This window comes from Aeromonas sp. 19NY04SH05-1, assembly GCF_040581895.1.
GTDB lineage: Bacteria > Pseudomonadota > Gammaproteobacteria > Enterobacterales > Aeromonadaceae > Aeromonas > Aeromonas enteropelogenes.
The window spans coordinates 2,655,027-2,668,987 of record NZ_CP095328.1 but is presented as its reverse complement, the minus strand read 5'-3'; the positions used below and the strand labels follow the sequence as shown (position 1 = coordinate 2,668,987).

Below are 13,961 nucleotides of genomic sequence, written 5' to 3'. Positions count from 1 at the left end.
TTTCATCGGGGAAGGCAAGCAGGCTGGCTGTACGGGCATCGGTTTGGTCATGATTCACCCCAGCAGCAACAGGGCCAGCACCAGGGCGGCGCCGATCACCATGGAGGCCGCATACCAGCGCAGCTTGCCGTTGACGCTCCAGGCGAGCAGCCGGTTGCCACGCAGGGCCAGCCAGGCCGGCAGGTTCATCAGGCGATCCAGAGGATCGCGGGCCAGTAGCCAGGTCGCCAGCAGGTAGGGTTTGACCCACAGCTGGTCGTAAAGCCAGTCAAAGCCCCAGGCGTTGAACCAGAGCGTGCTGAGCAGGCGGCCCGGTGCGCTGTTGGCTATGCTGCTGGCCAGGCGGCGCTCGCCGAGGAACAGGAAGGCCGCCAGTGCAATTCCCGCGACGGCGATGATGGCGGAGAGGATCTCTAGGGCATGGCGCCCCTCTTCGATGCCATCGCCGGGCCCGGCCGGCAGCACTCCGGCCAGCGGCGGGGTGATCAGCGCCCCGATGCCGGTGGAGAGCACCAGCAGCACCAGCAGCGGCAGATGGTGGGCCAGACCATGGCCGGGATGGGCCTCGGTCTTCGCCTTGCCGTGAAAGGCGATAAAGATGAGGCGGAAAGTATAAAGAGAGGTAAGGAAGGCCCCCGCGAGACCGGCCCACAGCAGGGCGTTCTGGCCGGATGCCTGCACCTGCCACAGGATGGCGTCTTTGCTGTAGAAACCGGCGGTGACCAGCGGCAGCGCGGCGAGCGCCGAGCCCCCCACCAGGAAGCAGGCATAGACCAGCGGCAGGCTCTTTCTCAGCCCCCCCATCTTGAAGATGTTCTGCTGGTGATGGCACGCCACGATGACGGCCCCGGCGGAGAGGAACAACAGCGCCTTGAAGAAGGCGTGGGTCATCAGGTGGAAGATGGCCCCCTCCCAGGCACCGACCCCGAGGGCGAGGAACATGTAGCCAATCTGGCTCATGGTGGAGTAGGCCAGGATCCGCTTGATGTCGGTCTGCACCAGCGCGGCGAACCCGGCCAGCACCAGGGTAATGGCGCCGACCACGCCCACCAGGTGGAGGATCTCCGGGGCCAGCAGAAACAGGCCGTGGGTGCGGGCGATGAGGTAGACACCGGCGGTCACCATGGTGGCCGCGTGGATCAGCGCCGAGACCGGAGTCGGGCCCGCCATGGCGTCCGCCAGCCAGGTTTGCAGCGGCAGCTGGGCGGATTTGCCGACGGCGCCACCGAGCAGCATCAGGCAGGCCAGTGACAGAGCAGGGGAGCCTTCGGCAAACATCAGGGGGGCGCGCACCAGCAGCTCGTGGATGTTGAGGGTGCCCATCTCCCGATAGAGGAGGAAGAGGCCGATGGCGAGGAAGACGTCACCGACCCGGGTCACCACGAACGCCTTGAGAGCGGCGGCCCCGTTGTTGCGATCCTGGTAGTAGAAGCCGATCAGCAGATAGCTGCACAGCCCCACCCCTTCCCAGCCCAGATAGACAAACAGCAGATCATCGGCCAGCACCAGGAACAGCATGCTGGCGATAAAGAGGTTGGTGTAGGTGAAGAAGCGCGAATACCCCTCTTCCCCGCGCATGTACCAGGAGGCGAACAGGTGGATGAAAAAGCCCACCCCGGTCACCACCCCCAGCATGGTGAGCGACAGGCCATCGAGGGCCAGGCGGAATGTCGGCGTGAAGTTGCCCACCGCCATCCACTGCCATAGCGTCTGGAGGTAGACGCCCCCCGCGGGCGGATTGGCCAGAAAATCCATGGCCACCCAGAGGGTGGTGAGGGCCGACAGGCCAATGGAACCTACCCCGATCAGGGCCGAGGTGCGCTCGCCAAAACGACCGAGGGAGAAGGCCAGCACCAGCCACCCCAGCAGCGGAAACAGAAAGGTCAGGTATAAGAGGCTCATCCGCGCATCTCGCTCACAGTGTCCACGTTGAGGGTGTGGTAACGACGATAGAGCAGCAGTAACAGGGCGAGGCCGATACTGGCCTCCGCTGCCGCCAGAGAAATCACCAGTATGTACATGATCTGGCCATCGGCCTGGACCCAGCGGCTACCGGCTACCACGAACGCCAGCGCCGAGGCATTCATCATGATCTCGATGCTCATCAGGATGTAGAGCAGGTTGCGGCGGATCAGCAGGCCGCACAGGCCGATGCAAAAGAGCACTGCCGCCAGCAGCAAGCCATGCTCCATGGGGATGGTGTTCATTGCTGACCTCCTTCCTGGGATTGGGTGCGGGGCACCGAGAGCACTTCACTGCTCTTGTCCTCGCGCCCAAGGTGATAGGCGGTTACCAGACCCGCCAGCAGCAGGATGGAGGCGAGCTCCACCGCCAGGACATAAGGGCCGAACAGGGCTACACCCACCTCTTTCGCGGTGACCTCGCCGATGCCCAGCTGGCCGCCGGTCACCCCGAGGATGCCGTAGGCCAGAAAGCCGAGCAGGATGAGGGAGAGCAGCGCCGGGCCGCCCCAAGTCATGGGGGTGAGCCACTTCTTCTCCTGGGCCTGGGCCGACCCCAGGTTCAGCATCATCACTACGAACACGAACAGCACCATGATGGCGCCGGCGTAGACGATCACCTGCAGGGCACCGGCGAAGGCGGCGCCCAGACAGAAGAAGATCATGGCCACGGCGATGAGGGAAATGATGAGATTGAGCAGCGCGTGCATGGGATTGCTGGTGCTGATCACCCGCAGCGTGCTGTAAATGGCCACCAGGGCCGAGGCATAGAATGCCAGTTCCATGATTGACTCCTCAGGGCAGCAGGCTCTTGACGTCGATGGGTTTGGCCTCGTTCTCGGCATCCCCTTTCGGCTTGCCGTCGATAGCCATCCCGCTCATGCGATAGAAGTTGTAGTCCGGGTATTTGCCGGGGCCGCTGATCAGCAGATCTTCCTTCTCGTACACCAGATCCTGGCGGCGATACTCCCCCATCTCGAAATCCGGCGTCAGCTGAATGGCGGTGGTGGGGCAGGCCTCCTCGCACAGGCCGCAGAAGATGCAGCGGGAGAAGTTGATGCGAAAGAACTCCGGATACCAGCGGCCATCTTCCCGCTCGGATTTTTGCAGCGAGATGCAGCCGACCGGGCAGGCCACGGCGCACAGGTTGCACGCCACGCAGCGCTCGTCGCCGTCCGGATCGCGGGTCAGCACGATGCGGCCGCGATAGCGGGGTGGGGCGTAGACCGCCTGCTCCGGGTAGTTCAGGGTTTCACGGGGCCGCCAGGCATGGGAGAAGACCATGGCCAGACTGCGTAACTGGGTGCCGACACCCTGGATAATGCTCACGATTTTCATACTTGTGTCTCACTGCACATTCATCAGCACCACGGCTGCGGTGACCAGCATGTTGATCAGGGTCAGCGGCAGGCACACCTTCCAGCCAAAAGCCATCACCTGGTCAAAGCGCGGGCGGGGCAGGGAGGCCCGCAGCAGGATGAAGAGCACCATGAAGCAGGCGGTCTTCAGGGCAAACCAGATGAAGGGGGGCAACCAGGGTCCATGCCAGCCACCGAAGAAGAGGGTCACGATGAGGGCGGAGACCAGCACTATGCCGATGTACTCACCCACGAAGAACAGCCCCCACTTCATGCCCGCGTACTCGATGTGATAGCCGTCGGCGAGCTCCTGCTCCGCTTCCGGCTGATCGAACGGATGGCGGTGGGTGACGGCGACCCCGGCGAACAGGAAGGTGACAAAGCCCAGGAACTGGGGCACCACGTTCCACAGGCCCGCCTGGGCTTCGACGATCTCCCGCAGGTTGAAGCTGCCGCTCTGGATCACTATCCCCATCAAGGAGAGGCCGAGGAACACCTCGTAGGAGAGGGTCTGGGCCGAGGCACGCAGGCTGCCGAGCAAGGAGTATTTGTTGTTGCTCGACCAGCCGGCGAACAGCACCGCATAGACCGCCAGCCCCGCGATGGCGAGGATATAGAGCAGACCCACGTTGAGATCCGCCACGCCCCAGGTGGGGGTAATAGGCACTACCGCAAACGCCAGGATGAAGGAGGTGAAAGCGATGATGGGGGCCAGGATGAAGATCCGCCGATCGGCGAAGGGCGGGATCCAGTCCTCCTTGAAGAACATCTTCACCATGTCCGCCACCAGCTGCAGCAGGCCGAAGGGGCCAACCCGGTTGGGACCGTATCTGTCCTGCCACAGGGCGAGCAGGCGGCGCTCGATGAAGCTCATGAAGGCGCCGGCCCCCACGATCCCCACCAGCACGATCAGCGCCTTGCCTACCTCCAGCAGCAGATCCATCAGGGAATCACTCATGCGATCACCTCCTGCAGATTATCGAGCCTGGCCTGGGCGAGGGCAGTCGGCAGGCCGTTCACCCCAAGGGGCAAGCCCACCAGGCCGGCAGCAAGCCGATCGCTCAGGCGAAGGCGCAATTGCCAGTGGCTGCCGCCCCAGGAGAGGGCCACCTGACTGCCCGCGCGCAGGGCCAGGCGCGTCGCATCGGCCGGATTGAGCACCAGCTCGGGCTCGCCCATGCGGGCCTGGATGACCGGACTTCTGGCCGAAAGCTCCTCGCCGCCAAACAGCTGGGCATAGTTGACCACCTGCAGGGCAGATTGTGCCGCGAACGGGGCCGGGATGGCCTCGAACCAGCCCAGGGTTTCTTCATCCGGTTCGAGCAGGCGACGGCCGGGATCCCCGGCGCGCAGATGGCCGCCCACCTCGTCCTGAAACTTGTTCCAGGCGGACGGCGAGTTCCAGCCCGGCGCCCAGGCGAAGGGCACCTGGGGCAGGGGTTGACGCGCACCTGCGTACCCTTCCATGGAGAAGTTGAAGGGGGAGTCGGGATCCTGCGCCACCCGCGGCTCGCTCACGTTCTGATCCGCCAGCATGGAGGTGCGACCGCTGTAGCGGTGAGGCTCGCGGGCCAGACGCATGCCGCGAATGCGCAGGCCGGCGTTGGGGGCCGCTTCCAGCATGGTGGTCAGCAGTGGATTGGCGGCGGCGCAGGCCTGGCTTATCTGCTCATGGGTCTGCCAGCGCAGCGGCTGGCGTTTGATCGCCCCTTGCAGGGCCGCCAGCCAGCGCCACCCTTCGCGCACCTGGATATCGGCGTCGTAGAAGGCGGGGGCATAGACCTGGAAGAAGCGCTGGGCGCGCCCCTCCATGTTCACCAAAGTGCCATCGGCCTCGGCAAAGCTGGCGGCGGGCAGCACCAGATCCGCCTGCTGAGCAGTCGGGGTGAGCTGGTGATCCACCACCAGCAAGTGCTGGAGGCGCTTGAGCGCCCCGTCGACCCGGCTGCGGGGGGCACGGCGATAGAGATCGTTCTCCAGGGTCACCAGCGCCAGCTGATCTTCGCGCTCGATACGCTCAAGGGCGGCTTCCAGCGGCTTGCCGGCATCGGCCATCATGGCGAGCCCGAGGGAGTTGGCCTCCTGCGCCACCAGGGCAAGCTCCACCGCCTGACCGCGACCCTTGAGGGCGCGGGCGATATTGCTGGCCGCCTCAATCAAGGCTTGCGAGCGGGCGCCGGAGCCTGCGATAACAAGCGGCCGTTTGGCGCTGCCCAGCAGCTCGGCCCAGCGAGCCGCGTGCACCTGTTGCTCGGGGGCGAGATCGGCGGGGGCGGGGGCCGAGCCGTCAAGCAGGTTGGCGATGGCAAAGCCGAGGCGCGCCTGATCGGCCGGCGCCCCGTGCCAGGTCTCTGCGGCCACGTCGTCGAGACGGGTGGTGTCGAGACTGGTGATGAGCAGCGGATAGCGCTCGTTCTGGCCCAGGGTCTGCACCGCGGCCACCTGCCACAGATCGACTTTCATCTTGCGAGCCAGTTCGCGGGCCTTGCCCTTGACCGCTTGGCGCAGGGCCAGAGCGATGCGGGCGGCAGTCTGGGTGACATCCTCGCCGAGCACCAGGATGGCGTCGGCCTCTTCCATGTCACGCAGGCTCGGGGTGCGAATACCGCCGTGCTGCAATATGTGCAGCATCTTCAGCTGGCAGGCCCACTCCGCCTGTTCGACGCCACTGTAGAAATTCTCGGCCCCCACTAGTTCGCGCAGAGCGAAGTTGCTCTCCAGCGACGCGCGAGGGGAGCCGATGCCGATGACGCCGCTTGCGGTGCGCAGGGCATCGGCGGCGCGGTTGAGGGCGCCATCCACCGTGATGGCGAGCTTGTCGCTCCCCTCTTGCAGCAAGGGTTGGCGCGGCCGATCGCTCAGATTGACGTAGCCATAGCCGAAGCGGCCACGGTCGCAGAGAAAGTAGTGGTTGAGGGCGCCGTGGAAACGGTTTTCGATGCGACGCAGCTCGCCGTAGCGCTCCCCCGGGCTGATGTTGCAGCCGACCGCACACTGCTGGCAGACGCTCGGGGCAAACTGCATGTCCCACTTGCGGTTGTAGCGCTCGGAGTGGGTCTTGTCGGTGAACACCCCGGTGGGGCACACCTCCACCAGGTTGCCGGAAAACTCGCTCTCCAGGGTGCCATCCTCAACCCGCCCGAAGTAGACGTTGTCGTGGGCGCCGTAGACGCCGAGATCCTCGCCGCCGGCGTAGTCCTTGTAGTAGCGCACGCAGCGGTAGCAGGCGATGCAGCGGTTCATCTCGTGGGCCACGAAGGGGCCCAGATCCTGGTTCTGGTGGGTGCGCTTGGTGAAGCGGTAACGCCGGCTGTTGTGGCCCGTCATCACCGTCATGTCCTGCAGGTGACAGGCGCCCCCCTCTTCGCACACCGGGCAGTCGTGGGGGTGGTTGGTCATCAGCCACTCCACCACGCTCTTGCGAAACTCTTTTGCCTCTTCATCTTCAATGGCGATGTAGCTGCCATCGCTCGCCGGGGTCATGCAGGACATGACCAGGCGGCCGCGCTTGTCATCGCTATTCTGGTACTGCTTGACCGCACACTGGCGACAGGCGCCGACGCTGCCAAGCGCCGGGTGCCAGCAAAAATAGGGGACGTCGAGACCCAGCGACAGGCAGGCTTGCAGCAGGTTGTCCGCCCCGTCTACCTCGTACTCTTTTCCGTCAACATGAATGGTTGCCATACCTCTTCCCTGAAACCTGTTTGGTGAAATCTGTGGTGCGCTTACCAGCGCTCGCCCAGGAGGTTGGGCTGGATCCCTTTGAGCGGCTTGCGATTGTCGCCGTGGCCCTTGATCCCGGCCTCGAATTCGGGGCGGAAATACTTGATGGCGCTGGCCAGCGGCTCGACGGCGCCGGGGGCGTGGGCACAGAAGGTCTTGCCGGGGCCGAGGAAGTTGCACAGCTGCTCCAGGGTCGCCAGATCGCCGGATTGCCCTTCGCCGCGCTCCAGTGCCCGCAACAGCTTGACGCTCCAGGGCAGGCCGTCGCGGCAGGGAGTGCACCAGCCGCAGGATTCGCGGGCGAAAAACTCCTCCATGTTGCGCAGCAAACTCACCATGTTGATGCTGTCATCCACCGCCATGGCGAGCCCGGTGCCCATCCGGGTACCCACCTTGCCGATGCCGGCGGTGTACATCTGGGCATCCAGGTGCTCGGGCAGCAGAAAGCCGGTGCCGGCGCCGCCCGGCTGCCAGGCCTTGAGGCGATAGCCGCTCTGCATGCCGCCTGCGTACTCCTCGAACAGCTCGCGGGCGGTGATGCCGAAGGGCAGCTCCCAGACCCCCGGGTTGTTCACCTTGCCGGAGAAGCCCATCAGCTTGGTGCCGTGATCTTCCGAACCCGGCAGGGCCAGCCCCTGATACCAGGGCACGCCGTTGCCTATGATGGCCGGCACGTTGCACAGGGTCTCGACGTTGTTGACGCAGGTGGGCTTGCCCCAGACGCCGGAGACGGCGGGGAAGGGGGGTTTGGCGCGCGGGTTGGCGCGCCGCCCTTCCAGGGAGTTGATAAGGGCCGTCTCCTCGCCGCAGATGTAGCGGCCGGCGCCGGTGTGGACAAACAGCTCGAAATCAAAGCCCGAGCCCAAGATGTTCTTGCCAAGTAGCCCCGCGGCCCTGGCTTCCTCGACGGCGCGGCGCAGATGGATGGCGGCATCCACATACTCGCCGCGCAGGAAGATGTAGCCGCGGTAGGCCTTGAGCGCCCGGGCCGAGATGATCATCCCCTCGATGAGCAGATGGGGCAGCTGCTCCATCAGCAGCCTGTCTTTCCAGGTGTTGGGTTCCATCTCGTCGGCGTTGCAGAGCAGGTAACGGATGTTCATGCTCTCGTCCTTGGGCATCAGGCCCCACTTCACCCCGGTGGGAAAGCCTGCGCCGCCGCGCCCCTTGAGGCCGGCCTCCTTGACGGTGCTGACGATTTCATCAGGGCTCATCTGGCCGAGAGCCTTGCGGGCGGCCTCATAGCCCTGTTTGGCCTGGTATTCGTCCAGCCACACCGGCTGGCCATCGTCGCGCAGGCGCCAGGTGAGCGGGTGGGTCTCGGGAGCGCGAGGGGTGCGGTTGGCAGTGCCGAAGGAGGCGAGGGTCTTGCGCTGATCAAGGCTCATGGGTAAGCCTCCAGGGTCTTGAGCAGGCTGACGGGATCGAGCCCGCCATAGGTGTCGTCATCGATCATCAGCGCCGGCCCCTTGTCGCAGTTGCCAAGGCAGCAGACCGGCAGCAGGGTGAAGCGGCCATCGGCGCTGGTCTGGCCGGGGGAGAGGTTCATCACCTCCTTGAGGCCGGCCAGCAACTGTTCGTGCCCGTTGATGTAGCAGACCATGCTGTCGCAGACCCGGATGATGTGGCGTCCCACCGGCTGCCGGAAGATCTGGCTATAGAAGGTGGCGACCCCCTCCACGTCGCTGGCGGGAATGCCAAGCTCGGCGGCGATGGCGTGAATGGCGCCGTCGGGGACCCAGCCGCGGGCCTGCTGCACTATCTTGAGTGCCTCTATGCTGGCGGCGCGGGGATCTTCGTAGTGGTGCTTCTCGTGTTCGATGGCATCGCGTTCAGCCTGGCTCAGGACGAAATCGTCCCGGTTGCTGTTGCATGCCCCTTGCCCCTGTGGGGTCTGATTATGATGACACTGACATTGCTGGCTCATGACTTGACCTTTGGTGGCTTGTCCCTTTACTGCGCGTCTCGTCTGCCGCCCCCTTCGCGAAGGGGGCGACATGACTCAACGGTCCACATCCGACATAACGAAATCGATGCTGCCCAGGTAGACGATGAGATCCGATACCATGCTGCCCTTGATCACCGAGGGGATCTGTTGCAGGTGGGCAAAGCTCGGGGTGCGGATCCGGGTCCGGTAGCTCATGGTGGAGCCATCGCTGGTCAGGTAGTAGCTGTTGATCCCCTTGGTCGCCTCGATCATCTGCAGCGACTCGGCCGCCGGCATGACAGGGCCCCACGACACTTGCAGGAAGTGGGTGATCAGGGTCTCGATGTGCTGCAGGGTGCGTTCCTTGGGGGGCGGCGTGGTGAGCGGGTGATCCGCCTTGAAGGGCCCTTCCGGCATGTTCTTCATGCACTGCTCGATGATCGACATGCTCTGGCGGATCTCCTCGATGCGCACGGTGGCGCGGTCGTAGGCATCGCCATTGCTGCCCACCGGCACCTCGAAATCGAACTGATCGTAGCCGGAATAGGGGCGCCATTTGCGCACGTCAAAGTTGAGGCCGGTGGCCCGCAGGCCAGCTCCCGTGGTACCCCAGGCGAGCGCCTGTTCGGTGGTGTAGGCGGCGACCCCTATGGTGCGCCCGCGCAGTATGCTGTTGCGCATCGCCGCCTTCTCATACTCCATCAGTCGCTTGGGCAGCCAGCTCAGCAGGTTGTCCTGAATGAGACGCTGCCACCCTTGGGGCAGATCGTGAGCCACGCCGCCGATGCGAAACCAGGCCGGGTGCATGCGCGCGCCCGTGATGGCCTCGATGATGGTGTAGATGCGCTGGCGGTCGGTGAAGGTGAAGAAGACCGGGGTCATGGCCCCCACGTCCTGGATATAGGTGCCAAGGAACAGCAGGTGGCTCTGGATGCGAAACAGCTCCGCCATCATCACCCGGATCATGTCGACCCGTTGCGGCACCTTGATGCCGGCGAGCTTCTCGACCGCCAGCACGTAGGGGAGGTTGTTCATCACGCCCCCCAGGTACTCAACCCGGTCGGTGTAGGGGATGTAGCTGTGCCAGGACTGGCGCTCCCCCATCTTCTCGGCGCCGCGGTGGTGATAGCCGATGTCGGGCACGCAGTTGCGGATCTCCTCGCCATCGAGCTGCAACACCAGGCGAAACGCGCCGTGGGCGGAGGGGTGGTTCGGGCCGAGGTTCAAGAACATGTAGTCCTCGTTCTCGTTGCCACGGGCCAGGCCCCACTCCTCGGGCTTGAACAGCAGGTTTTCCTGCTCCATGTCCTGCTTGGCGGCATCGAGCATGAAGGGATCAAATTCAGTGGCCCGCGCCGGGTAGTCCTTGCGCAGGGGGTGTCCCTGCCAGCTCTTGGGCATCATGATCCGGGTCAGGTGGGGGTGACCGTCGAAGGTGATCCCCAGCAGATCCCACACCTCCCGCTCGTACCAGTTGGCGTTGGGGAACTGGCCGGTGATGGTGGGCAGGGTCAGATCGCTCTCCAGCAGCGCCACCTTCAGCATCAGATCGCTGTTTCGCTCGATGGAGATGAGGTGATAGAAGACGGTGAAGTCGCTCTGGGGCAGCCCTTCCCGGTGGCTGCGCATCCGCTCGTCGGTAGCGCTCAAGTCAAACAGCATCACGAACGGGGAGGGAAGGGCGCGCAAGAAGCCCATCACGTCGAGCAAGAGCTCACGGGCGAGCCAGACCACGGGCACGCCGGTGCGGGTGGTTTGCAGCGTGAAATGGTCAGCGCCAAAGTGGGCGAACAGTTCGCTTATCACCCTGGCATCCTGATGATCGCTTGGCTGCCACTGGGCCATGGTGTAGTTGCTTGGAAACTCTCGGGTCAATTTCATGGTCAGATCTCATCCGGCGTGCGCAGGTTGGTCACATTGATCCGCTCGCCACGCTTGCGCTCTTTTTCGGCCTGCATCTGGGGGCGGTAGATCCCCTGATCGCCCACTACCCAGGAGAGCGGCCGGCGCTCCTTGCCGATGGACTCCTGCAGCAGCATCAGGGCCTGCAGGAAGGCCTCGGGGCGGGGTGGGCAGCCCGGAATGTAGACGTCGACCGGCAGGAATTTGTCGACCCCCTGCACCACGGAGTAGATGTCGTACATGCCACCCGAGTTGGCACAGGCCCCCATGGAGATGACCCACTTGGGCTCGAGCAGCTGCTCGTAGAGACGCTGAATGACCGGCGCCATCTTGATGAAGGGGGTGCCGGCTATCACCATGAAATCGGCCTGACGGGGAGAGGCCCGGATCACTTCGGCGCCGAAGCGGGCGACGTCGTGGGGGGAGGTGAAGGCAGTACACATCTCCACGTAGCAGCAGGAGATGCCGAAGTTGTAGGGCCACAGGGAGTTCTTGCGGCCCCAGTTGACCGTGTCTTGCAGCACCTCCTCGAGACGCCCCATCATGATGCCGCGCGTCGCCTCTTGTGCCAGCGGGTCATCGACGGTCTGGCGCTGCTCCTGGGGATAGCGCTCGATGGGCGCATCCGGATCTATCCGGGTCAGGGTGTACTTCATGGTGCAACCTCAAGGAAAGGATCTGTGATTCAGTCAGTTTTCTTGTCGTTTAGTGCCGCCTTGCGCGGCGACCAGTCCAGCGCACCGATGCGCCAGAGGTAGACCAGGCCGATGAGCAGCAAAACGATGAAAATGGTGGCCTCGATGAAGCCGACCCAGCCGGTTTCGCGCACCGACACCGACCAGGCAAACAGATAGAGCGCCTCGACATCGAAGATGACGAAGAACATGGCGACCAGATAGAACTTGGCGGAAAAACGCAGGCGGGCACTGCCGACCGAGTCGACACCGGATTCGAAGGGTTTGTTCTTGGTGCGGCCGTAGGCGCGCCCCCCCAGTACGGCGGCAAGGCCGATCATTCCCAGACAGAGGCAGATGGCAGCAACGACATAAATGGCAAAAGCCCAGTGTTGGACAGCAATATCGGCAAACATAGAGGTTTTCCCTAACCAAACTATTCATGCTACTTAACATTGGTGTTACGTAGTATGACATTTCCATACTGATTTACATGTCATTTTTGCCGCTTAATTATTAATCGACTGGTTGGATGTTAAAATTTGTTACGAACTTCAATTTTTTGATGAAAAGGTAGCAAATGAAAATGGCGAGACAGGGCGTGCGCCACCCAGCATCGATGAGTGTTTTAAATTGTGAGGGAGTTGTTGTTGAAGTTAACAAGGGGCGATATGGAGGACTGGAAGGCTCGAGCGGCATTCAGGAAAGTGACGCGGTTGATGCCTGTGTATTTATCAGGGTTTTAGCAGAGGAAGGGACTCTTCTGCTGCCTTACCTTGGGAGAGGGTGATCTCGACCCTGCGGTTCGCCTGGCGGTGGGCAGGGGTGTCATTGGGATAGCGTGGCTGGGTGTCCGCCACTCCTTGGGCGACGATGCGTCTGGCGTCCAGTTTAGGGTTGCCGATCAGGGTCTGGACGATGGCGGCTGCCCGCAGCACCGACAGTTCCCAGTTGTTGCGATAGAGCTCCACCGGCGCTTGGGAGTTGTCGGTGTGCCCCGTTACTACCACCCGCCCCGGGATACCGGTAAGGATGGTGCCAATCTTGTGGACCAAAGGAATAAACTGGGGCTGCAGGAAGGCAGAATCTGAGGGAAACAGCGCCTTCTCGCCGATGCGGATCACCAGCTGGCTGCCGAGCTGCTCAATTTCCAGATCCTTGGATTCGATCTGTGACTTGAGCTGCTGCTCCAGTTTCTGTTTGGTTGCCTTAACCCACTCCTGCTCCCTGGCTTTGTGGGGCCAGTCGTTGGTAGGGCTCGGTTGTTCCGAGGCACCAATGGTCTCATTGATAGGGTTGGCGGCTGCCGCAGGGGTCTCTTTATCCAGGATCGTCTCTTTTTGCGGTTCGCCGGGGGCCGTCTTCGCGTCGGGCTCCAGGATCCCGGTTCCTCCCTGCATCACGGGGGAGCCGGCCGGCGGCGAGATGAGACCTATCTTGCCCAATGACTCGATAAAGCCCTGGATCAGCACCCGGGTTTCCGACTGCTTGGCCATGGCGAAGGAGTAGAGCACCACGAACAGGGCAAACAGCAGGGTCATGAAGTCGGCATAGGAGACCAGCCAGCGTTCGTGGTTCTCCGGTGCTTCAGCCTTTTTCTTTTTCGCCACCATGTGCTCCCAGATAGGGTTCGAGGGTTACTTGCAGACGCGCTTGCGATTCGCCGTCCACGATGCAGAGGATGCCGGTCAGGGTCATCTCCTTGTAGTGGCGGATCTGATGGGCGAACGCCTTGTAGCGGTTGCCGAAGGGCAGGAAAATCAGGTTGGCGGCGGATACCCCGTAGATGGTGGCGATAAAGGCCACCGCGATGGCGCCTCCCAACTTATCCGGGGCGTCCAACAGGCCCATGGCGTGAATAAGGCCAAATACCGCGCCGACGATCCCCATGGTCGGACAATAGCCGCCCATGGCTTCATAAAATTTGACGGTCTGTTCGAGATCTTCCTGTTCGAACTCGATCTCGTTTTCCAGCACCTCATGGATCTTGGTCTTCTCATAACCGTCCACCATCATCTGTACCCCTTTTTTCAGGAAGGGATCCTTGATCTCGTCGAGCATCCCCTCGAGGGCCAGCATGCCGCTGCGTCTGGCATTGCCGGCTAGGTTCTCCAGCAACTGGGCCTGCTCATGCAGATCGAGCTTGAGAGGAGAGAGCAGCCATTTGAAGCGTTTCATCGTGCTGCCAATGACCGAGAAGGGGAATTGCGTCAATGCGGCGCCAATGGTACCGCCGATGACGATGAGAAACGCTGGCAGGTCGAGCAGCGCACTGGGGTGACCTCCTTCGATCATGTTGCCGCCAAGGATGGCGATCAATGCCAGTACCAAGCCGATCAAACTCATCTGTTACCCGTCCATGAATGGTGATAGTGGCTAGTGTAGCTACTTAAGTGTCAGTTTTTCAAAATGATAT

General features: G+C 62.9%; 13 protein-coding genes. All 13 read right to left on the bottom strand.

Annotation, left to right across the window (positions count from 1 at the left end; genetic code table 11):
- Positions 1-54: 54 nt before the first annotated feature.
- A complete protein-coding gene (gene nuoL, locus MRK42_RS12215; protein WP_338610159.1) occupies positions 55-1,902 on the bottom strand; it encodes an NADH-quinone oxidoreductase subunit L in 1,848 nt (615 codons plus the stop codon).
- A complete protein-coding gene (gene nuoK, locus MRK42_RS12210) occupies positions 1,899-2,207 on the bottom strand; it encodes an NADH-quinone oxidoreductase subunit NuoK (protein ID WP_026458085.1) in 309 nt (102 codons plus the stop codon). The genes nuoL and nuoK overlap by 4 nt, the downstream gene beginning before the upstream one ends.
- On the bottom strand, positions 2,204-2,746 hold the full coding sequence (nuoJ, locus tag MRK42_RS12205) for an NADH-quinone oxidoreductase subunit J (RefSeq protein ID WP_338610156.1): 543 nt from the start codon (positions 2,744-2,746) through the stop codon (positions 2,204-2,206). The genes nuoK and nuoJ overlap by 4 nt, the downstream gene beginning before the upstream one ends.
- A gap of 10 nt (positions 2,747-2,756) precedes the next feature.
- Positions 2,757-3,299: an NADH-quinone oxidoreductase subunit NuoI gene (gene nuoI, locus MRK42_RS12200; protein WP_026458087.1), complete on the bottom strand. Its 543-nt coding sequence runs from the start codon at positions 3,297-3,299 to the stop codon at positions 2,757-2,759.
- Positions 3,300-3,308: 9 nt separating this feature from the next.
- On the bottom strand, positions 3,309-4,277 hold the full coding sequence (gene nuoH / locus MRK42_RS12195; protein WP_338610153.1) for an NADH-quinone oxidoreductase subunit NuoH: 969 nt from the start codon (positions 4,275-4,277) through the stop codon (positions 3,309-3,311).
- Positions 4,274-7,003, bottom strand: coding sequence for an NADH-quinone oxidoreductase subunit NuoG (gene nuoG, locus MRK42_RS12190; protein WP_338610151.1), 2,730 nt, complete (start codon positions 7,001-7,003; stop codon positions 4,274-4,276). The genes nuoH and nuoG overlap by 4 nt, the downstream gene beginning before the upstream one ends.
- Before the next feature lie 41 nt (positions 7,004-7,044).
- Positions 7,045-8,430 carry an NADH-quinone oxidoreductase subunit NuoF gene (gene nuoF, locus MRK42_RS12185; protein WP_338610149.1) on the bottom strand — a complete coding sequence of 462 codons (1,386 nt, stop codon included), beginning with the start codon at positions 8,428-8,430 and terminating at the stop codon, positions 7,045-7,047.
- A complete protein-coding gene (nuoE, locus tag MRK42_RS12180; RefSeq protein WP_338610147.1) occupies positions 8,427-8,969 on the bottom strand; it encodes an NADH-quinone oxidoreductase subunit NuoE in 543 nt (180 codons plus the stop codon). Before nuoE ends, nuoF begins: the two co-directional genes overlap by 4 nt.
- A 75-nt stretch (positions 8,970-9,044) precedes the next feature.
- Positions 9,045-10,814 (bottom strand): NADH-quinone oxidoreductase subunit C/D, encoded by a 1,770-nt coding sequence (gene nuoC, locus MRK42_RS12175; RefSeq protein WP_338612478.1) that lies wholly within the window; start codon positions 10,812-10,814, stop codon positions 9,045-9,047.
- Positions 10,815-10,852: 38 nt separating this feature from the next.
- The gene (locus MRK42_RS12170) at positions 10,853-11,527 is read right to left on the bottom strand and encodes an NADH-quinone oxidoreductase subunit B (RefSeq protein WP_026457426.1); all 675 of its coding nucleotides are present in this window, start codon (positions 11,525-11,527) and stop codon (positions 10,853-10,855) included.
- A gap of 29 nt (positions 11,528-11,556) precedes the next feature.
- Complete coding sequence (locus MRK42_RS12165; protein WP_338610144.1) at positions 11,557-11,961, bottom strand: NADH-quinone oxidoreductase subunit A; 405 nt, start codon at positions 11,959-11,961, stop codon at positions 11,557-11,559.
- Between the two features lie 318 nt (positions 11,962-12,279).
- Complete coding sequence (locus tag MRK42_RS12160) at positions 12,280-13,158, bottom strand: flagellar motor protein MotB (protein ID WP_338610142.1); 879 nt, start codon at positions 13,156-13,158, stop codon at positions 12,280-12,282.
- A complete protein-coding gene (locus MRK42_RS12155) occupies positions 13,133-13,891 on the bottom strand; it encodes a flagellar motor protein (RefSeq protein WP_338610140.1) in 759 nt (252 codons plus the stop codon). Before MRK42_RS12155 ends, MRK42_RS12160 begins: the two co-directional genes overlap by 26 nt.
- Positions 13,892-13,961 lie beyond the last annotated feature (70 nt).

Coding starts and splice junctions, on each gene's coding strand:
- nuoE (WP_338610147.1), bottom strand. CDS start 8,969: ATGAGCCAGCAATGTCAGTGTCATCATAATCAGACCCCACAGGGGCAA.
- nuoK (WP_026458085.1), bottom strand. CDS start 2,207: ATGAACACCATCCCCATGGAGCATGGCTTGCTGCTGGCGGCAGTGCTC.
- MRK42_RS12155 (WP_338610140.1), bottom strand. CDS start 13,891: ATGAGTTTGATCGGCTTGGTACTGGCATTGATCGCCATCCTTGGCGGC.
- MRK42_RS12160 (WP_338610142.1), bottom strand. CDS start 13,158: ATGGTGGCGAAAAAGAAAAAGGCTGAAGCACCGGAGAACCACGAACGC.
- nuoH (WP_338610153.1), bottom strand. CDS start 4,277: ATGAGTGATTCCCTGATGGATCTGCTGCTGGAGGTAGGCAAGGCGCTG.
- nuoJ (WP_338610156.1), bottom strand. CDS start 2,746: ATGGAACTGGCATTCTATGCCTCGGCCCTGGTGGCCATTTACAGCACG.
- nuoC (WP_338612478.1), bottom strand. CDS start 10,814: ATGGCCCAGTGGCAGCCAAGCGATCATCAGGATGCCAGGGTGATAAGC.
- nuoF (WP_338610149.1), bottom strand. CDS start 8,430: ATGAGCCTTGATCAGCGCAAGACCCTCGCCTCCTTCGGCACTGCCAAC.
- MRK42_RS12165 (WP_338610144.1), bottom strand. CDS start 11,961: ATGTTTGCCGATATTGCTGTCCAACACTGGGCTTTTGCCATTTATGTC.
- MRK42_RS12170 (WP_026457426.1), bottom strand. CDS start 11,527: ATGAAGTACACCCTGACCCGGATAGATCCGGATGCGCCCATCGAGCGC.
- nuoG (WP_338610151.1), bottom strand. CDS start 7,003: ATGGCAACCATTCATGTTGACGGAAAAGAGTACGAGGTAGACGGGGCG.
- nuoI (WP_026458087.1), bottom strand. CDS start 3,299: ATGAAAATCGTGAGCATTATCCAGGGTGTCGGCACCCAGTTACGCAGT.
- nuoL (WP_338610159.1), bottom strand. CDS start 1,902: ATGAGCCTCTTATACCTGACCTTTCTGTTTCCGCTGCTGGGGTGGCTG.